The 20,480-nt window shown below is 45.2% G+C and carries 12 protein-coding genes and 1 tRNA gene; 10 read left to right on the top strand and 3 right to left on the bottom strand.

Annotated features, from left to right (window positions below; translation table 11 throughout):
* The first annotated feature begins 161 nt into the window (after positions 1-161).
* From nagA to QE357_RS01225, 6 genes are all read left to right on the top strand, one after another.
* Entirely contained in the window at positions 162-1,283 is a 1,122-nt protein-coding gene (gene nagA / locus QE357_RS01250; protein WP_309705158.1) for an N-acetylglucosamine-6-phosphate deacetylase, read from the top strand.
* A 286-nt stretch (positions 1,284-1,569) separates the two neighbouring features.
* Positions 1,570-2,562: a ribonucleoside-diphosphate reductase small subunit gene (locus QE357_RS01245; protein WP_309705156.1), complete on the top strand. Its 993-nt coding sequence runs from the start codon at positions 1,570-1,572 to the stop codon at positions 2,560-2,562.
* 63 nt (positions 2,563-2,625) lie between these two features.
* Positions 2,626-3,231: a pentapeptide repeat-containing protein gene (locus QE357_RS01240; RefSeq protein ID WP_309705154.1), complete on the top strand. Its 606-nt coding sequence runs from the start codon at positions 2,626-2,628 to the stop codon at positions 3,229-3,231.
* A gap of 411 nt (positions 3,232-3,642) precedes the next feature.
* On the top strand, positions 3,643-4,416 hold the full coding sequence (locus QE357_RS01235; protein ID WP_157830293.1) for a prohibitin family protein: 774 nt from the start codon (positions 3,643-3,645) through the stop codon (positions 4,414-4,416).
* A gap of 407 nt (positions 4,417-4,823) precedes the next feature.
* A complete protein-coding gene (locus QE357_RS01230; RefSeq protein WP_309705151.1) occupies positions 4,824-6,950 on the top strand; it encodes an alpha-glucuronidase family glycosyl hydrolase in 2,127 nt (708 codons plus the stop codon).
* 693 nt (positions 6,951-7,643) lie between these two features.
* Positions 7,644-8,672: a hypothetical protein gene (locus tag QE357_RS01225; RefSeq protein ID WP_309705149.1), complete on the top strand. Its 1,029-nt coding sequence runs from the start codon at positions 7,644-7,646 to the stop codon at positions 8,670-8,672.
* A gap of 123 nt (positions 8,673-8,795) precedes the next feature.
* Here the strand turns inward: QE357_RS01225 and QE357_RS01220 are convergent, their stop codons facing one another.
* Both QE357_RS01220 and QE357_RS01215 read right to left on the bottom strand, forming a co-directional pair.
* Positions 8,796-9,614 carry a glycoside hydrolase family 16 protein gene (locus tag QE357_RS01220; protein ID WP_309705147.1) on the bottom strand — a complete coding sequence of 273 codons (819 nt, stop codon included), beginning with the start codon at positions 9,612-9,614 and terminating at the stop codon, positions 8,796-8,798.
* 67 nt (positions 9,615-9,681) lie between these two features.
* Complete coding sequence (locus QE357_RS01215; RefSeq protein ID WP_309705145.1) at positions 9,682-12,579, bottom strand: PKD domain-containing protein; 2,898 nt, start codon at positions 12,577-12,579, stop codon at positions 9,682-9,684.
* Between the two features lie 370 nt (positions 12,580-12,949).
* On the opposite strand from QE357_RS01215, the gene QE357_RS01210 reads away from it, so the two are divergent.
* The 3 genes from QE357_RS01210 (at position 12,950) to QE357_RS01200 (ending at position 18,196) form a co-directional block, all read left to right on the top strand.
* On the top strand, positions 12,950-13,984 hold the full coding sequence (locus QE357_RS01210; protein WP_309705143.1) for a type IX secretion system membrane protein PorP/SprF: 1,035 nt from the start codon (positions 12,950-12,952) through the stop codon (positions 13,982-13,984).
* Between the two features lie 714 nt (positions 13,985-14,698).
* Entirely contained in the window at positions 14,699-16,102 is a 1,404-nt protein-coding gene (lpdA, locus tag QE357_RS01205) for a dihydrolipoyl dehydrogenase (RefSeq protein WP_307141726.1), read from the top strand.
* 579 nt (positions 16,103-16,681) lie between these two features.
* The gene (locus QE357_RS01200; protein ID WP_106636467.1) at positions 16,682-18,196 is read left to right on the top strand and encodes a malate:quinone oxidoreductase; all 1,515 of its coding nucleotides are present in this window, start codon (positions 16,682-16,684) and stop codon (positions 18,194-18,196) included.
* Between the two features lie 449 nt (positions 18,197-18,645).
* Here QE357_RS01200 and QE357_RS01195 read toward each other — a convergent pair.
* A tRNA-Leu gene (locus QE357_RS01195) sits at positions 18,646-18,729 on the bottom strand.
* A 244-nt stretch (positions 18,730-18,973) separates the two neighbouring features.
* Here QE357_RS01195 and QE357_RS01190 point away from each other — a divergent pair.
* On the top strand, positions 18,974-20,425 hold the full coding sequence (locus tag QE357_RS01190) for a M20/M25/M40 family metallo-hydrolase (protein WP_106636466.1): 1,452 nt from the start codon (positions 18,974-18,976) through the stop codon (positions 20,423-20,425).
* The last annotated feature ends 55 nt before the right edge of the window (positions 20,426-20,480 follow it).

The raw sequence follows: 20,480 nt of genomic DNA, 5'->3' as shown, positions 1-20,480 counted from the left end.
CGTCAAATACGATCGGTTAAATACCCTGGTTTGGTTTGTTGCTTTACCTATGGGAGCATTACTGTGGGTTACTTTCATAACCTGGCTAGTTTCTATTATTTTCTAATACTGACTCATAAGTCATCAACAATAGTTTTCTTTGAGGCTCAACGTCATACGTTATGAGCCTCTTTGCTTTTAAAAATGCCCGCATCTTTACGGGTTTAGAATTTATCGACCATCAATACCTGCTGACCGATGGTAAAACCATCATAGGTATTCAGGAGAATGCTCCCGAAGGAGCAGAAGTAATCGATTGCTCCGATAGCATCATTGCTCCGGGCTTGATTGAACTTCAAGTTTATGGAGGGAAGGGGGCTTTGTTTACCACCGAGCCTACACCAGAAACCATCCAGAAAACCTACGAAGAACACCTCAAGGGCGGGACTACCCATTTTCAGATTACTTACCATACGGGGCCATTAAGCGGAATGCTGGCCGCTATTCAGGCTTGTCGGAGTTATCGACAGCAGGGTGGAGCCGGACTGGTAGGGCTGCATCTGGAAGGGCCTTACTTTAATCCCGTCAAGAAAGGAGCACATTTGCTTTCCTACATCCGAAAAGCGACTATCGCTGAGCTGACAGCATTAGTTGAAGCTGCGGATGATTTACCCCTTTACCTGACTCTTGCTCCCGAAGAAGCCGACCCTGAAGTGCTGGAATGGTTGCTGTCCAGTCCCATTATTCTCTCCGCCGGGCATTCAAACGCGACGTATACTGAAGCCATCCAGGCCTTTGATCGGGGCATTGGGCTAGTTACTCATTTATTTAATGCCATGTCGCCTTTCAACAGCCGCGAGCCGGGGCTACTAGGAGCTACGCTGGATTCGTCGGTTCGGGCCAGTATCATCGCCGACGGTATTCACGTAGACTTTGCCAGCGTTCGAATTGCCAAGAAAATGATGGGAGATCGGCTCTTCCTCATTACCGATGCCGTCACTGAAGACACCCGTGGCGAATACAGATTCACGATCAATCCAGAACGCAGACGTTTTGAAGATGAAAACGGTACTTTATCCGGCTCTTCGCTGACGCTTATTGAAGCGGTGAAGAATTGCGTTAATGAGGTTGGCATTCCACTGGAGGAAGCTTTGCGAATGGCCTCGCTTTACCCCGCTCAAATCATTGGAAAAGATCATACGCTGGGCCGACTCGGGGCAGGTTACGAGGCCAGTTTCATCCTCTTTGATCAAAATTTTCAAATGAAGGGCTACCATACGGAGGGAAAGTTCACTCGCATTTAAAATTTATCAAAGGTTATTTTGGCTTAAATGCCACGCCTGACGGATGTTATAAAAAGGTTCCCTAAAAGCCCGTTTTCTTCTTTCAAAAAATTCCTTGTATCACCCGTCGAAACGCTTAATTTTGTTGAAGTACCCTCTCAAAATTAAAGAGAGTAAAAGAAAACGGCCCCGGTCGGGCCGTTTTTATTGCCCTATATTCGAATTTGGTTTTCAGCTAGTTACCCCTTCTTTGGGGCAGCAGGCACGGAGTCCCACTTTAAATCATAACCAAAAATTATAATCCGTTATGGCTCAGGAGCACATTGGAAATGAACCGCTATTGATAGAAGATCCGATGCGATTTGTTCTCTTTCCCATCAAGCATCACGACATCTGGGAAATGTACAAAAAGCACGAAGCCTCTTTCTGGACAGCCGAGGAGATTGACCTGGGCCAGGATCTGAAAGACTGGGAAAATCTCAACGATGGCGAACGCCACTTTATCTCGCACGTACTGGCATTCTTCGCCGCTTCAGATGGTATCGTGAATGAAAACCTGGCCGTGAACTTCCTTAGTGAAGTGCAATACGCCGAAGCCAAATGCTTCTACGGTTTTCAGGTAATGATGGAAAATATTCACTCAGAAACCTATTCTCTTCTGATTGACACGTATATCAAAAATCCCGTTGAAAAAGACCGGATGTTGCGGGCAATTGATACGATTGAATGTGTGCAGAAAAAAGCCGAATGGGCTCTGCGTTGGATCGATAGCGACAACTTCGCCGAACGTCTGATCGCTTTTGCGGCCGTAGAAGGTATTTTCTTCTCTGGTTCGTTCTGCTCGATCTTCTGGCTGAAAAAACGGGGTCTGATGCCCGGTCTGTCATTTTCAAACGAGCTGATTTCCCGCGATGAAGGACTGCACTGTGATTTTGCGTGTATGCTTTACACCAGCCACATCGTAAACAAACTGCCGAAAGAGCGAGTGTATGAGATCATTCTGGATGCCGTTGCCATCGAAAAAGAATTCGTAACGGACGCTCTGCCCGTTTCTCTGATCGGTATGAATGCCGTTCTGATGAGTCAATACATCGAATTCGTTGCTGACCGTCTCTTAATATCCCTCGGTTTGGAGAAACAGTTCAACGCTACGAACCCATTTGATTTCATGGAAATGATTTCGCTGCAAGGCAAAACCAACTTCTTTGAAAAACGCGTGGGTGAATATCAGAAAGCCGGCGTTATGGCTAACCAGCAGGAAAAAGACGCTAACAAATTTGCGTTAGACGAAGATTTCTAGGACACCCTCCTTCTCTATACTAAAACCCGCGGCAATGAGCTGCGGGTTTTTTATGGGATCACTATGAAGCGAAGCTTCAAAATTTTTTTTTTGAAAATGGACTTAGATTTTTATCAGGACGAGATTTTTGATAAAGTGAGTTACTCGGGGCAGCAAATTCGCCATAAAGAGTTCGAAAACTGTGTTTTTAAGCAATGCAATTTTTCTGAGAGTAACTTTTCATCCAATCGTTTTACGGATTGTACCTTTGTAAGTTGTAACATGGCTATGTTACCGCTTAACCGTTCCGTACTAAATAACGTTACCTTTAATGATTGCAAGTTAATTGGGGTGCACTTCAACACCTGCGAAAATGGATTTTTTAGCGTAAGTTTTAAAAAGTGTAAGTTAGACTTTAGCCTTTTTACTAATAAAAAAATGATAAAGACACTCTTTGATGATTGTTCATTGAAAAGTGTAGATTTTTCATCGTGCGTATTAACGGGTAGTAACTTCCAGCATTGTGATCTGGAAAACGCCGTTTTTTCACAAACCAAACTGGATCAGGTTAACTTTTTAACCGCTTATAATTATACCATTGATCCCGAAAATAATTTGATTAAAAAAGCTAGATTTTCTACGGAAGGTCTGGTAGGATTGTTGCGTAAATATGATCTGAAAATTGGTTAAGTTTTTTACTCTGATGCCCTGTTTTTCTACTTGAGGACATCAACATTTATTATATATGCAATAACTATTTCATTTTTAGTATACTATTCTATCTCATCCTATCTATTTACCGAACAAATTCTTTCTTTTTACATTCATCACAATAGTTCCTCTGCTCTTTTAGTATCGATGTATATTTGTCTAAACTTCTATAAATCAAGTTGATAGAGGCAACATCCACATGGACAGGAAAACCTATTTACTTATCTTAGCACCCCTTCTCATCGCGTTAGACCTATACGCCATTACCTGGATTTTTGAATGGCTTTCTAAAGCGTCCAACGCTTTCGTTTTGCTCGGAATTATTGGATTCAGTGGTTTATTACTTATCAATTATTTACTTTTTAAATTCACCTTAACCTTTTTAAAATCGTGAAAAAATTTACCTTAATCATTGCCGCTCTTTTTAGTTTATTCCTATACTCCTGTACCCGCATTGATGCCGGACATGAAGGGATTCGGGTCAAACAATATGGGTCCGACAAAGGGGTACAAGATGTGGTATTAGTAACAGGCCGAGTTTGGTATAATCCTTTCACAGAGGATGTGTATCAATCGCCTTTGTATATGCAAACGGCGGATTACGAAGCATTTACCGTTAACGCAAAAGATGGTAGTGTTTTTACCGTAGATCCTACGATTTCTTTCCGCGTTCAGGCCGGAAAAAGTCCGCATATTTTCACCAAGTATCGAAAAGATATTCCTGAAATTACGAAGACCACTTTACTTAATTATGTGAAAGATGCCTTCCGTATTCAGATGAATAAATACACGACGGATGAGCTAATTTCCAACCGTCAACAATTCGAAAATGACGTACAACATACGCTCGATTCTTCCTTTAAAGCCGACGGTTTTTTACTGGAGCAATTGACCAGTGGCTTGGGTTACCCCGAGAGTATTGTCAGAGCAATTAATGCTAAAAACGAAGCTGTTCAGCAGGCGATGCAGGTGGAAAACGAGTTACGCGTAGCCGAAGCCCAGGCTCGGAAGAAGATCGTAGAAGCCGAGGCAGATGCCAAAGCCAATGAATTGCGTCAACGTACTTTATCTCCTCTATTGATTCAGCAGCAGTTTATTGAAAAATGGGACGGCAAGACGCCTTTATACGGGAACTCGCCTACCTTTTTCAAAAATGTTCAATAGGTTTTGTATTTAGTTGTTAGCGGCCGCCGCTGCGGTTGATAGTTATTGGTTGGTAGTTTTTTGTTTATAACGGTATTTAGTGTAAGAGATTGTATTTGCTGGCTAATAGGTTTTCCTTCCGCTGCCAGCTTTTTCGCTGGCAGCAAGCCCTTTCTATTCTGCCTTTTAACATATTGTCCAAGCCCAAAGATTATGCTGCCAGCGAAAAGCTGGCCAGGCCACGCTAGCAGCAGCATTTAATGGATTATCCCAATCTGAACCCTGCTCGTAGCTGTCATCACTAGTTGAGCGTTGGTCATTCTCTACTTCATCTCTTCCTGATTGGATTTACGATGAATAATAAGTCGAACAGTCGTTATAAAAGCCAAAAAAATCATTCTTTTGTATTATCCAATCAAAGACTGATCATGGCATTTTTCTTTCGTTTTCATAAGTCTATTGCTTTTCAAAGATTCTCGCAGGCTTTATTCGTTACGCTTCTACTTTTTGTCACCCACGCACGAGCAGATGATGGCTATCGCTTATGGTTGAAATATGATCGTTTGAGTAAGGTTCAACCTATTCTTAACCATCTTCAAAGTATTACCATTCCCAGTGATTCGCCGACGATGAAAGTGGCGGCGAAAGAATTACAAACCGCCATTAAGGGGTTAACCGGAAAAAACCTGACCATTCAAAAGACTGCAAATGCGGGAAGTATTCTCCTGAAGATCAATCCCACTGAGCATGTTAATGCGGAAGGTTATCACCTTTCGCAATCCTCGAAAAACCTTATCATTTCGGCTAAAACAGAAACGGGGTTACTCTATGGAACCTTTGCTTTGTTAAGGGAAATTCAGACGTTACAGCCGTTAGAAAAATTGAATGTTACCAGCAGTCCGAAAGTTCAGTATCGACTTTTAAATCATTGGGATAATAACAACGGCACTATTGAGCGGGGGTATGCCGGGTCTACACTCTGGCACTGGTTTGACTTACCCGACGTGATCGACCCGCGTTACCATGATTACGCCCGGGCGAATGCTTCGATTGGTATTAACGGAACCGTTCTGAATAATGTGAATGCCAGTGCCCGCTTTCTTACGCCGGAATACCTCAAAAAGGTAGCTGCTCTGGCCGACGTTTTTCGTCCGTATGGTATTAAGGTGTACCTATCCGTGTTTTTTGCAGCTCCGAAAACGCTTGGTGGACTTAAAACCTCTGATCCACTCGACCCGGAAGTGAAGCGTTGGTGGGCCGAAAAAACGAAAGAAATTTATACCCTGATTCCTGATTTCGGTGGGTATCTGGTAAAGGCGAACTCCGAAGGTGAGCCCGGCCCACAGGATTATGACCGTACCCACACCGACGGTGCCCGGATGTTATCTGAAGCTTTAGCTCCTTATCCTCAAGGAATTGTCATGTGGCGTTCGTTTGTCTATAAAGCTGATCCCAACGGGGATCGGTTCAAGGCAGGTTATGAAGAATTTAAGCCGCTGGACGGAAAATTTGATTCAAACGTACTGGTTCAGGTCAAAAATGGACCAATTGATTTTCAGCCCCGCGAGCCCTTTCATCCGCTTTTCGGGGCCATGCCCCAAACCCCTCTGATGATGGAATTTCAGCTTACTCAGGAATACCTGGGTTTTGCTACCCATCTGGCTTATATGGCTCCTCTGTTCAAGGAATGTCTGGATTCGGATACCTACGCGAAGGGTAAGGGTTCTACAGTTGCTAAAGTTATTGATGGCTCGGTACATGGTTATCAGAAAACGGGCATGGCGGGCGTCGCTAATACAGGGTCTGATCGTAACTGGACGGGCCATCCGATGGGGCAGGCTAACTGGTATGCCTTTGGTCGTCTGGCTTGGGATTATACGCTTTCCTCGGAAAAAATCGCCGAAGAATGGATTCGTATGACGCTTACGAATGATACCAAAGCGGTTGCGACTATTCAGAACATGCTAGTCAATTCCCGCGAAACGCTGGTGAATTACATGACGCCGCTGGGCTTGCATCACATCATGGGTAATAACCTGCATTATGGGCCCAACCCCTGGCTTGCTAAAAACGTCCGGCCCGACTGGACTTCAGTGTATTACCACAAAGCCGATGAAAATGGTATTGGCTTTGACCGTACTGAATCGGGCAGTAAAGCCCTGCATTTGTATGCTCCTGAAGTGCAGAAACAATGGGATGCCGCTTCCTGCCCACCTGAATATTTACTCTGGTTTCATCATGTACCCTGGACGCATCCCATGCCTTCGGGAAGAATTCTTTGGGATGAACTTTGCCACCGCTATTACGCAGGTGTAGCCGGAGTAACCCGGATGCAACAACAATGGGAGGGCGTTAAAAATCAGATTGATCCTGAGATTTTTGAGAATGTAAAAGGGAAACTCAGCATTCAGCACCGCGAAGCCCTTTGGTGGCGGGATGCTTGCGTATTATACTTCCAGACCCTCTCCAAACGACCTATTCCCGAAGGTTTGGAAAAACCTACCCGGACCTTGGAAGAGGTAAAACAACTGGTGGATGTATATCAGATTCGGTAAGTTATTCTACTATAATTGGTCCAATGAATTCGATCGTCTTACTCACTTCTGATTTATAGTAAATCACATCACTAATAAAAGTACTTATTTCATGGAATCGCTTTTCCTGCCTCTACTGAAGTGTAGGGGCAAAGCAATTGCTGTATTCAGACCTATTGCTCTCATGATTGGCTGAATATTCAATAGTCATCCTTGAACAGGGGAGCGTTTCAAGAAAAGGTAAATCAATAAAGTGTTTAGGGAAATTTGTAAACTCTACGTTTTGAAACGCCTTATATAATCGATCTAATTCAGCCGTAGAAAGGGTTACACTGTATCTTTCAATGCCCCCTGCAATAGCTGACTATCTGAGTTATACTCACTAAAATCCGAGGAAATTAAAAGCTAAAATCATCTGGTCTTTTTTCAGGAGACAGATTTGAACAGCTACCTATTACCAATGATAAGGATAGAGCAGTAAACCAGGTTTTAAGAGCATTCCAATTTTTCATTAGCTCGTATTTCCAAACTTCTAAAAAGCGTTCGGGAAGTTCTACTACCCAAACGTCTCTTGTAAAGGTTAGGTAACAAATCACACATAAAGGGGCTTTTGCTAAGCAAAATGTAACGTTAATAAATAATTGGTATGAAATTTTAGTTTAAGCACCTACTCACTCTGATTGAGTAAAATAAAACTTAAACTATTCAACTTTTATGGAACGTGAAATTGTATACGCCAAGTCATTAGCACCCGTTAAACGGATTTCCTGGAGTGCTGTATTTGCTGGGGTTTTAATTGCAGTAGTCTCTCAATTGTTATTAAGTCTACTAGGGTTAGGGATCGGCCTTTCTACGATTGATCCCGTGGAAGAACAGAATCCTACCGCCGGACTAGGCATCGGAACGGCAATCTGGTATATCATCAGCAGCCTGCTTTCCTTACTGGCCGGAGGATGGGTGGCAGGTCGGCTGGCAAGTACTCCCCGCTTCTTTGACGGTATTATTCACGGTGTGCTAACCTGGAGTCTGATGACGCTCCTGACCATCTATTTTCTGACCACTACGGTTGGTAGCCTGATTGGAGGAGCTAGTCGGCTCGTAGGGGGCATTGTTCGCACGGCCGGTTCAGCTGCTGGTTCGGTAGCCTCCGCAGCAGGTCCTCAATTGGGAGAAGCAGTCAAAGGAACCCTAGCTGAAAATGGAATTAATATCAACGATTTGGACCTCAAAGATTTGCGTAGCGAAGTAAATACCCTTTTACGTCAGACCGGAAATCCAGCTCTGAATCCTAATACGCTGGAACGTAAAGCAGATCAGGCTGGTAAAGATCTTAAGGCCTCTGCTGATCAGGCGGCTGAAAATCCGCAAGCTACCGACGATATTGCTAATGGTTTATTTGATCGTCTGTTCCGTCAGGGTCAGGCTACGGTTAATCAGGTAGATCGCGAAGATGCCGTTAACGTCGTTATGAAACGCACGAACAAAAGCCGGGCAGAATCTGAGCAGATTGTGGATAACTGGATTAACACCTACAAACAGGCCGCGGCTAAATTTGAGCAAACGAAACGTGAGACCGCAGAAAAAGCCCGCGAGGCTGCTGATAAGGCTGCTTCAGCCGCTTCCAAAGGAGCCATCATGGGCTTCTTCGGATTACTGGTTGGTATTGTTGCCGCTGGGTATGGAGCTAAACTGGGCACTACCTCTAAGGCTAACCTGAATGCTTATGATGTACCCGTGCAGTAGTTTTTTACATACCTGATTTTCCTGACCAAATTCGTTTGGATAATCACAGGCTTTTAGTAATCAATAAGTTAGAAGGCCGGATAGGTTGCAAAGCAATCTCTATCTGGCCTTCTAACTTATTGATTATTTTCCTCTCTGATATACCCGCATGTAATCAATTTCGTAACGGGCAGGGAATTTGCTGGCACTTGGATCGCCACCGTTATCGCCACCCAGAGCGAGGTTAACTAACACATAATGCGGTTGGTGGAAGGGATTAGAGCCGTCAGCATTCAACGTCTTACTTAATTCCGTGGTGTTTAGTAACTGATCATCCACGTATAAACGAATCTCTTTTTCGTCCCAATCCATTCGCCAGACGTGAAATTTATCGGCCCATTCAGGGTCATTAAACGTTGACAAGGGTGTTTTTACGGAATTCCATTTTGCTTTATATGCCTGGTCTGTGCCCCAGGCAGTATTAGCCAAAATCGTGTTCTGGTAGTACTCCATGATGTCAATTTCACCGTTGGAAGGCCACTGGCCCTTTATGCCCAGCGTCCAGAAAGCGGGCCACATGCCGGGCTGAACGTCGAGCTTCGCCCGCATTTCAAAACGACCGTATTGCCACGCGTGTAAATCTCTGGTTAACAAACTTGAAGAGGTATAATCAATTGTTTTACGACTCTTCCGCCAGTCCATACTTCCTTCCTCATAAAGCGGATTAGGCCGGGATTCTTTTCGGGCTTCTATGATTAAGAAACCATTTTCACAGCGAGCATTTTCCGACTGATACCATTGCAATTCTCCATTGCGGACAAACCCTTTTTCGAAAGTCCAGTTTTTCGGATTGGGCTCACCATTGGTATTGAATTCATCAGCCCAGACGAGTTTATATTTTTGGGGAGGGTGAAAGGAGAGGCACGTAATAACGCTGCCAAGTAACAAAAAGGGGCGAATCATAGAATTGAGGTTAACAGGATAGTAAAGATAAAGCTGCTGGTCTTCAGACGAGCAGCCTTGAAAATACTTATTTAGCAATTAATACCGCCCCTCGCTTCGTTTCGACGCCGCGTTCCGGGAAATACGTGCTTCGATACTGAACGGCCCATGCATAGGTCTGGGGCGGGAATGTCCGCCCTTTGTAGGTGCCGTCCCACATTTCGTTACGATTGGTGGTGCGGAAAATCAGTTCACCCCAACGGTCATACACCCGGAATTCGTAATCCTGATCGGAAATATGATTGGTAATGACCTGTAACTGATCGTTCTGACCGTCACCATTGGGCGAGAAGGCATCCGGGACGAAGATTTGGGGTTCACACAAATCTATTACTTTGATCGCATGAGCTTCCGTGCACCCGTCGCTAGTGCTGATTTCAACGGTATAAACGCCAACTCGGTTGACCGTAATGGTTCGTGTGGATTCATTCCCCGGTAGCCATCGATACTGGTAATTCATGTTGTTCCCCGCACTCAGCATAATTGACTGATTATTAGGCTGACAAAGGGAAGCCTCCGGTTGAACGGTGACGTTTGGAAGAGGTAATAAATCCACGCGTACGGTATCGGTAACTTCGCAGGTAATGCCATTTGTTCGGGGAATCATTACCACTACAGAATAATTACCAGCCTGCGTTACGTCTATTACCTGCGTATTCTGACCCGTATTCCATAGATACGATGCTCCTCCTGGCAGGGCATCCAGTTGAAGGGTGTCATTCGTACACAGCTTTTTATCGGGGCCTAAGCTATATAACGGCGGTCGTTCGAGGATGACGTTAATCGTATCCAGCGAATAACAATCGCCAATTAATACCCCCACTACATAACGTCCTGATGAATCGATCTGAATTTTGGAAGCCGTACTATCGACAGCTAATTGCCGACCATTTCTGAACCACAAATATTTGCTATTCGGGTAGGGGTTTTTGCTATCCAGCGTTACCGTCCGTGAACATACATTCAGATCCTGACCAAGGTTTGCAATGGGCTGTGGGTTGACCTTGACCTGCTGAGTCATCGTTGTATCCTTACAATCATTATACTGCCTTAACGTAACCGTATACGTTCCCGGAGCCGCGTATAAGTGCGTCTCGGACTGCTTGGTTCCCTTGGCCGAACCATCCCCAAAATCCCACTCATATTTATCCTTCAATGGATCACAGATGGCCCCTGTGGTTAATTCCACTGGTTCTCCGAAGCAGACATCTTCGGCACTAATGCCCGGCCCCGACGGAGGCTCAATAATACTCTGAACGAAGTTGGGTAAACCTAGTTGACTCCGTTTTCCGGCCAGATAAAAACCATCCAGTTGAAAATCTACTTCCGTTGAATCGCCGCTGGAAGGGGTAATGACTCCGAGATATTCGCTGTCTTTGATAGCCATGTAAATCTTGCCATCGGGAGCGTATTGCAAGGCTCCAAACTCTTTCTCAGAACGAGCTACCTCAATGCGGGTAGAAGCAATGGTGGTTGAGTCAGCTCCGGTGAGGTCATATTGGTACAAAACAGATTCTGTGCTGTCATTCCCTCGCAAACTGACATAAACTTTTTCGCCATCCGGGGAGAATTCCAGCCCATAGGCAGAGGGCGGAGCCGGCCCTAAATCGAGCGTAATGGGGGGGGGAGTAATGGCTCCGGTAGAATCATTGAAGTTATAAATCTCGACGTAATTCCGGGCGGGACCGGGAATTACCACGCCCATTTTCCCGCCTGAAGTAGCAAATTTAATCTGGCCTTCCCCCTGGTATTTAGTGGTATGGGGAAGCCCAATCGAAGGAGAATTCGCATCTTCCAGCCCGCTCTTGGTCAGACGTTTGAGAATAAATTTACTGGTTCCGTTTTCGTGACTTAATACCCAGTACGATGAATCAGCCGGGTTTTGAATCGAGGTTAACCGCTCGCTGACATTACATTCACCCGTCTGGTTATTTTTATCGAGAATAATTCCTTTCCCGCCATTTCCCCGCATATCTACCCGGGTGTATTCCAGACATCGAATGGAATCGTTTACATCGCGGGTGGTAAACACATAATAAATGGTTTCACATCCGCGACAACTCGGCTGAGGAACAATCAGAGCGGCCTGCGTAGAACCTCGACTCCCGTTCAAACTAGTAGTATCCGAAGGGTCACGGGAGGGCATGGGGTTACCCTCGGCATCATAAATCGTTATTCCGTCCGTATAAAAAAGCAAATCACCTTTTCGATTGGAAATAGACGAGGTTCCTTCCGGCGTATTGATTTTTCCATCCGTTATAGCCGAAGGCTGTCCTCCTTCAAAGTTAATACCCGCGTTAGATCCGAAGTACCATTTCGAGGCCTGCTGATCCGACTCACCGCATATTTTGACATTAATACGATCCGTTACGGTGCAACTATCGGCATTCATTACTTCGACTGAGTAACATCCTTTTTCCGTTACCGTAATGGTTCGGGTAGTATCACCCGTTGGGTACCATAGATACTTAACTGTCCCTTCCGCAGGAGGGGTTCCCTGAAAAGATTTGGAATCATAAGGGTCCAGAACCAGTGGGTTATCCTTACAAATGGTCGTATCTTCTTTTCCCTGAAAAAACTCGAAAGCAGGTGGTAAAGCCGAAATTCGGATGGTAGTATCTCGGGTGTACGATTTTCCGTTAGTCAGATTTACAGTAACCTTAACATTGTACGAACCCGGTTGCAGGTACAGGTGAGCCGGTTTTGCTTTCGTTGACCTATTGGCCTGCGGATCGGGAGAATTGGGATCTTGAAACGTCCAGTTCCAGCTAGAAGCCGTAACGCCAGTAAGCTCAAACCGGGTAGAGTCGCCATTACAACCCTGCTCAGGCTCGCATTTTCGCCCGGTTACCTTAATGGTCTGGGCTTCGGCAATTCCCCAACAGGCCATCCAGAAAAGTAATGTAAAATATATCTTTCGAATCATACCCGATGAAGCTTTTTATACGTTTTAGACGACGTAGGTCGGGGAAAGTCTCTGGGCTGGATTGAATTCAGAGGCAAACACCAGACTACTACGCTGAGTTATTCACTGTTACTGGCGGTAATCCCTCGCTAAGACACCGTTTAAACATGGGTAGTTCGAACGTTCGTGAGTTAAGAAGGAGCAATTTCCTGAAAATTAACGGAAACTTGGGCTACAAATTTTGTGAAGGTTTGTGCAACTTGCTGAACTTTTGCAAAAACCCCGGCGGAACGAATATATTTTTAAAAAATGCGTTCACAAGAATGTCATGATTGATCGGAGTTGTTGAATGAATCGTTAATCCAATGCATCCGATTTCTGGTTGTCTGCCATGCTAAAACATTTATTTCTTTTCGCTGCCTTGTTGTGCATGGGCCTTGACCTTCGGGCTCAGGATCCGCAGCTTTCGCAGTTTTATGCCGCTCCGCTTTATCTGAATCCAGCCTTTGCTGGCTCGGCTCTGGCTACCAGAGCTACGCTTAACTACCGCAACCAATGGCCTGCTCTTAATGCTAATTACGTCACAACCATTGCCAGCGTTGACACGTACATCGATAAAATTAATTCGGGTCTGGGTTTTATGGTCATGAACGACGCTCAGTTCAGTAACCTTCGCACGCTGGATGTGGGTTTGCAGTATTCCTATCAGGCCCGCCTGAGCGAGGAGGTTCGACTAAGGGCAGGGATTCAGGCTTCTTACGTGAATCGGAGTGTGAATTATTATGATCTGGTTTTTAACTACGACGTAACCAGCCCCGGAAATGTCACGCCCATTTATAACGACCCCGTCGTTGATGCGGGTCCACGCATCAATTACCTTGATTTTTCGGGTGGTTTGTTAGCCTATTCTGACCGATTCTGGGGAGGCATTTCAGTGCATCACCTCAACCGTCCGGATCAATCTTTCTCGTCCAATCCCGAGCGATTACCCATGAAAATTAGTCTGCAAGGAGGTTTCAAAATTCCTTTGATGGGCTGGGAGTTAGGAAATGGCCTCGGAGCCGATATGGGGCGTGAACGAAGTCTTTCACCGGCTATTCTTTATAAGAAACAGGGAAAATTTGATCAGTTGGATGTAGGACTTTACATGACTTACGACCCGCTGACGCTGGGCATCTGGTACCGCGGCATTCCCATTAAACAGTACGATCGGGGACTGAATAACCACGATGCTTTGGTTTTTCTGGTGGGATATCGACAGGACAATTTCTCCATCGGTTACAGCTACGACGCTACTATTTCAACACTGAGTATGGCCTCAGGCGGGGCTCATGAGCTATCTATTTCCTACACACTCGAGGCGTTGTTTGATCCAAAGCCCTTTCCGCGAAAACGTAAAAAAGAACTGGCCTGTCCGAAGTTTTAGTTTACCCCGGGTTGCTCCTGGGGCTATCCATATTCAACTCCTCCGGGGGAGACGTCACCCAATATTTGATTTTCTTCCCCATTTTCCCCGGGTTGCACCCGGGGCTATTCGTGTTCCACCCCTCCGGGGTTAGAGTCATTCCTTTTTCAACCCCAGCGGGGTTAAACTTTTAATAGCCCCGGATGATAATCCGGGGAGGAAACCCAATATTTGATTTTCTCCCCATTTCCCCCGGGTTGCACCCGCGGCTATTCGTATTCAACCCCTCCGGGGTTAGAGTCATTTCTTTTTCAACCCCAGCGGGGTTAAACTTTTTAATAGCCCCGGATGATAATCCGGGGAGGAAACCCCGATAATTGATTTTCTCCCCATTTCCCCCAGGTTGCACCTGAGGCTACCCCTATTCAACCCCTCCGGGGTTAGAGTCATTACTTTTTCAACCACAGCAGGGTTCAGCTTTTAAAGTCTCCTCAGATAACAATCCAAGGGAGACTTTAAAAGCAGTCAACTACGTATTTTAAGGAAACCTTTTTGTACTCGTTACTTGTTGACTTTCTGTGCGTTAAATAGGGTGTATTACCCCGGAAATTCCTCTATTTAATGAACATAACCTACCTCTAATTGGAAACTTCAAACCGGAAGTTCTCTTTCCAGCGGGTTTTCTTCTATTTTTGTGTGGCTTCGGCCCAAACCATTTAAAAAGATTTCGCAACAATGGCTCAACAGTATGATTTGATCGTAGTAGGAAGCGGCCCCGGTGGTTATCCTACTGCCATACGTGCTTCCCAGCTGGGCATGAAAGTCGCAATTGTCGAGAAAGAAAGCCTCGGAGGTATCTGCCTCAACTGGGGATGTATTCCGACGAAAGCCCTTTTAAAATCAGCTCAGGTTTTTGAATATATCAAACACGCTAAGGATTACGGTATTACTATCCAGGATGGTGCTTATAACGCTGATTTCAGTGCCGTCATTGGCCGTTCACGCGGTGTAGCTACCTCCATGAGCAAAGGCGTAGCTTTCCTGATGAAGAAGAATAAAATCGACGTCATCATGGGTTACGGTAAGGTAAAAGCGAACAAAACCGTTGAAGTAACCGCAGCTGACGGTGCAAAAACGGATTACACGGCAACCAAAGGTGTAGTGATCGCTACGGGTGGCCGGGCTCGCGAATTGCCCAATATCAAAATCGATGGCGAGAAGGTAATTGAATACCGCAAAGCCATGTCGCTCGAAAAGCAACCCAAGTCGCTGTTAGTGATTGGTTCAGGTGCTATCGGCGTAGAGTTTGCTTATGTATATGCCAGCATGGGTACGAAAGTAACCATCGTAGAGTTCATGCCGAACGTAGTTCCCGTAGAGGATGAGGACGTTTCGAAAGAACTGGCCAAACAATACAAAAAATTAGGCATCGACATTTACACGAACTCTTCTGTTGAATCAGTAGATACGAGTGGTGAAGGCTGCAAAGTGAAAGTAAAAACTCCAGATGGAGAAAAAAGCTTTGACGTAGACGTAGTACTGTCCGCAGCAGGTGTGGTTGCCAACATTGAAAACATTGGTCTGGAAGACGTAGGTATTGCTACTGACCGTGGCAAGATCGTGGTTAATCAGTGGTATGAAACCAACGTTCCTGGATTCTATGCCATTGGTGATTGCGTACCTGGCCAGGCTTTAGCTCACGTAGCTACGGCTGAGGGTATCATCTGTGCCGAGCATATCGCAGGCCATCATACCGAAGCTCTGGATTACGGTAACATTCCTGGCTGTACGTACTGCTCTCCTGAAATCGCCTCGGTCGGCTTGACTGAGAAAAAAGCGAAAGAAATGGGCTACGACGTGAAAGTGGGTAAATTCCCCTTCGCTGCTTCTGGTAAAGCTACGGCAGCCGGAGCTCGTGATGGTTTCGTGAAAGTAATCTACGACGCGAAATACGGCGAGTGGTTAGGAGCTCACATGATCGGTTTCAACGTTACGGAAATGATCGCTGAAGTAGTAGCGGCCCGTAAACTGGAAACGACGGCTCACGAAATCCTGCGTACCGTTCACCCTCACCCAACCATGTCTGAGGCCGTGAAAGGTGCTACGGAAGCTGCGTACGGCGAAGCAATCGACTTATAAGATTCTTTTTCGTTCCTAAAAACTCCCTTTCAGAGGCTTCTTTGAAAGGGAGTTTTTTTGTATCTCCTCCTTCTTTTTCCTTTCCATCTATTTGATATAGCTATTAATAGACGCAATCCACCGCTTCTACATATTGAATAGAAAACTATAGGATAAACCGGAACTTTCTGTTGCCTGAAATTGTGATACTTAGGGTGTTTTTCGAAGAAAAAGCGTCTTCAAAAGGGTATTCTCAAACGGTCTGAAAACCGGAATCCCCTTTCCGTAGTTTTTACATTGATTTTTCTTTTCCGAAAAACAGTGTCTTATACTGAAAAATGGTTTGAAGAAACCCTTTTCTATGGGAAGCTATAATAAAATACCAACATCCTGTGGTGAAAGGCTTAAAGTTCTATCGATTACCCACTATTTTTGAACACCAATTTTGAGTGCAAAGGTGGCCCGGCAATTTTACAGTTTTTACTCCGGGCGGGCTTTACCCAGATCAATCGTCTGGGAATCGGATGGCAAGGGAATTGATACCTTGAAAAAACGAATCCAGGTCCCGCACTCCATTCGTTGTAAGTAATCTTTTTCCTTATGAATACCAGTAAAAAATCTGTAAAGGAAGACCCTGACGTTATATTGATCGGTGCCGGGATCATGAGTGCTACCCTGGGTATGATGCTCAAGGAATTGCAGCCCGACCTGACCATCGAAATTTTTGAACGCCTGGATGTAGTAACTGCCGAAAGTTCTGATGCTTGGAATAACGCCGGAACCGGACACTCCGCCTTTTGCGAATTAAATTATACCCCCCAGAAAGCCGACGGATCGGTTGAGATCAACAAGGCCATTAAAATTGCAGAATCCTTCGAGCTTTCGCGGGAATTCTGGGCTTATCTGGTTGAGAATAACATCATTTCAGACCCCGAAGAATTCATTGTGGATACTCCTCACATGAGCTTTGTCTGGGGTAATGATAACGTAGATTACCTGAAGAAACGTCATACCGCCCTCACCAAAAATCACTTGTTCAAGGGCATGCAATATTCGGAGGATCTCAAGCAAATTCAGGAATGGGCACCGCTCATCACGGATGGCCGCGATTCTTCCCAAAAAATAGCGGCTACCCGCATGAATATTGGCACAGACGTGAATTTTGGAGAGTTAACCCGCCGCATTTTTGATCACCTGAAATCCTTGCCTGGCGTTAACCTTCACCTGAATCACGAAGTGCGTGACATTGATCGTCAGAAAGATGGTCGCTGGAAACTGGAAGTAAAGAACCGGAAAAGCGGGAAAAAACGCCAGTTGGTTACTCCCTTCATCTTCATCGGAGCGGGCGGCGGATCTTTGCCACTCCTTGAGAAATCAGGCATTAAAGAAGGCAAAGGCTTCGGCGGTTTCCCCGTGAGCGGTCAGTGGCTGGTTTGTACAAATCCTGCTATTATTGAACGGCATCAGGCAAAAGTGTACGGTAAAGCATCCGTAGGTTCACCTCCAATGTCCGTTCCTCACCTGGATACCCGGATTATTGACGGTAAGAAAGCTCTGCTTTTCGGACCTTACGCCGGTTTTACTACAAAATTCCTGAAAAATGGATCATTCATGGATTTGCCCAAATCCATCAAGCTCAATAACATTGGGCCGATGATGGCGGCGGGAATTCAGAACATTCCCTTAACTAAATATCTGATTGATCAGGTACGTCAGTCTCCGCAGGATCGTCTGGATGCCCTGAAAGAATACATGCCAACGGCTCAGCTAGAGGACTGGAAACTGGAAATCGCTGGACAACGCGTTCAGGTTATCAAGAAAGATCCAAAAAAAGGGGGTATTCTGGAGTTCGGTACCGAGGTAGTAAGTGCCTCTGACGGCTCTATCGCCGCTTTATTAGGAGCTTCTCCAGGAGCCTCAACTTCTGTGGCTATCATGCTTGATTTGTTAAAGCGTTGTTTCGCCGAAAAGTCAAATTCAGAAGCCTGGAAAAACAAGCTCAAGCAAATGATTCCTTCGTATGGTAAACCCTTAGCGAAAGAGCCTGAATTAGTAGAAAAATCAAGAGCATGGACCAGCCGAGTATTAAAACTGGAAACGGTTAAAGCTGAATAGTGCTTATTAAATAGATAGAGAGCTCCCGGTCGTACGATTCGGGAGCTTTTTCATTTTAGAATAATGAAGCCAGTATAAAGCCGTTAACCTTCGTAGTATTAATAAGAAATGATAGTAGTCTATATTAGTTTCATAAGAAATCTGGCTGAGCTTACCGTTTCACCAATTCCGACGACTATGAGTGACAGAAGAGGTTGGATGAGTATCAGGAATAATAGGAGAATACGTTATAAAAGAAAACCCATTTCGGTTGTAGTTAGGTACTATCGCTCTATTTACTAATAGTACCTAAGCCATTGGAGAAATCTAGCGGCATTACCATTCAAAAGAGATATTGAATTATTCAGCTTTCAGCATAATTCCACCGAAGGAAAAATAGTCTTTTAAGCTTTTTGTAGCCGATAAAACAAAAAGGCCTTGCAAGTCAGAAACTTACAAGGCCTTTGCTGTACCGAAGGCGGGACTCGAACCCGCATGTCCGTGAAGACACACGCCCCTGAAACGTGCGTGTCTACCAATTCCACCACTTCGGTTTACTGTAGTAACTTCCCGTTTGGGATTGCAAAAGTAGCCAAAAAACAGCCCTTGTCAAGTGTTTTTTTATTTTTTTAAGAAATTCCTTTGCGAGAAATCTGTAAGCGGTATCCTATTACGTTCAGGCTTTGTGTATTTTTGTCTATAATTCGCTAATTCACGCCTATTAAGTGTCTGATTTTTAAGTCGAGCACGATATTTTCTACCAAGCCATACATTTAACGATTGAACTTTATACCCACGATGAAATCCCCTAGGTACCGCTACGCCTTTTTCGTAGTGGTTTTAGTTGGTCTTACTGCCGCCGCAGATCAAGATGATCTGGACGCTGTTTTTTCCCGCATTTCCTCTGAAGTACAACAAAATTCTCAGGCTTACGAAAAGCTGGGTGAAGCTACGCGTACCATTGGCCACCGCCTAACGGGTAGCACGAATGGCGAAAAAGCGGAGACGTATGCGTATGATTTATTAAAAAGCTATGGCATTCAGGACGTAGCCTACCAGCCTTTTTCGGTAGAAACCTGGGCTCGGGATACGGTTACGCTGGCCATCGCCCCTCGCAAGAGTGATAATTTTCATGATATTCCGGTCGTTGCTTTGGCTCATTCTCCGCTGGAAGCAAATGTCAGTGCAGACCTGGTAGACGTAGGCAATGGGCTAGAGGCAGATTTCGAAGCCAATAAAGACCGCCTTAAGGGACGTATCGCTTTAGCCAATCTGGGTTTACTGGCGGCTCCTTCAGGAGCTAAAAATCTGCATCGTTCCGAAAAAACGGCTCTGGCTATTCGATATGGAGCTTCAGGCATCGTAATGGTGAATACTGTTCCCGGAAATGTGCTGCTAACGGGAACGGCTTCGGTAACGGGCTCTCTGATTGGTATTCCGGCTGTTTGTATTTCGTTGGAAAATGGACAGCAAATCCGGGAATGGATGAAGGAAGAAAAACTCATGGCTTTGGTGGATATGCGAAATACCAGCAAAAAATCCACCAGCCGCAACGTCATTGCTACCATCAAAGGCAAAAGCCGGGATAAAATTGTTATTGGAGCTCACCTCGACAGTTGGGATCTGGCCACTGGAGCCATTGATAACGGACTGGGATCATTCGCTGTGATAGACATTGCCCGCACGTTTCAAAAACTGGGACTGAAACCCCGCCGTACCATCGAATTTGTGCTTTTCATGGGCGAGGAGCAGGGCTTATTAGGTTCGAAGGCCTACATCCGGCAGAATCGTAAATCGCTCGGCAGAATCAAGTATATGATTAATCTGGACATGACGAACCAGCCTTCAGGCGTGAACATCTCTGGCTGGAATAACATGGAAAGATTTTTCCAGGAGGTGGGCAATCATATGCAATCGTTGGACCCAAACTATAAAAACGTAATCATGAACCGGGCCGGCCTGCATTCAGACCATCAGCCTTTCATGTTGGAAGGGATTCCCACATTAACGCCCCTGGGCCATCTTCCACCGACGATTGGCATGACGTATCATACCAATCTGGACACTTTCGATAAGGTCAACAAAGAAGGACTACGAAATACGGTTCGTTATACCAGCATGCTGTTGTATGCCCTTGCTAACGCAAAAGAACTACCCACTCAACGGCTTAGCAACGAACAGACCAAAGATTTTCTCATTAAACAAGGCCTGAAAGATGAACTGGTATTAGGAAACGAGTGGCGTTGGTAAGTTACCTATACCTTACAAAAAAGCGGCTGCTTTCTGAGAAAGCAGCCGCTTTTTT

The sequence above is a fragment of the Siphonobacter sp. SORGH_AS_0500 genome, from assembly GCF_031453245.1.
Lineage (GTDB): Bacteria > Bacteroidota > Bacteroidia > Cytophagales > Spirosomataceae > Siphonobacter.
The sequence above is the reverse complement of the archived record's forward strand: the minus strand, read 5'-3'. Positions and strand labels throughout refer to the sequence as shown.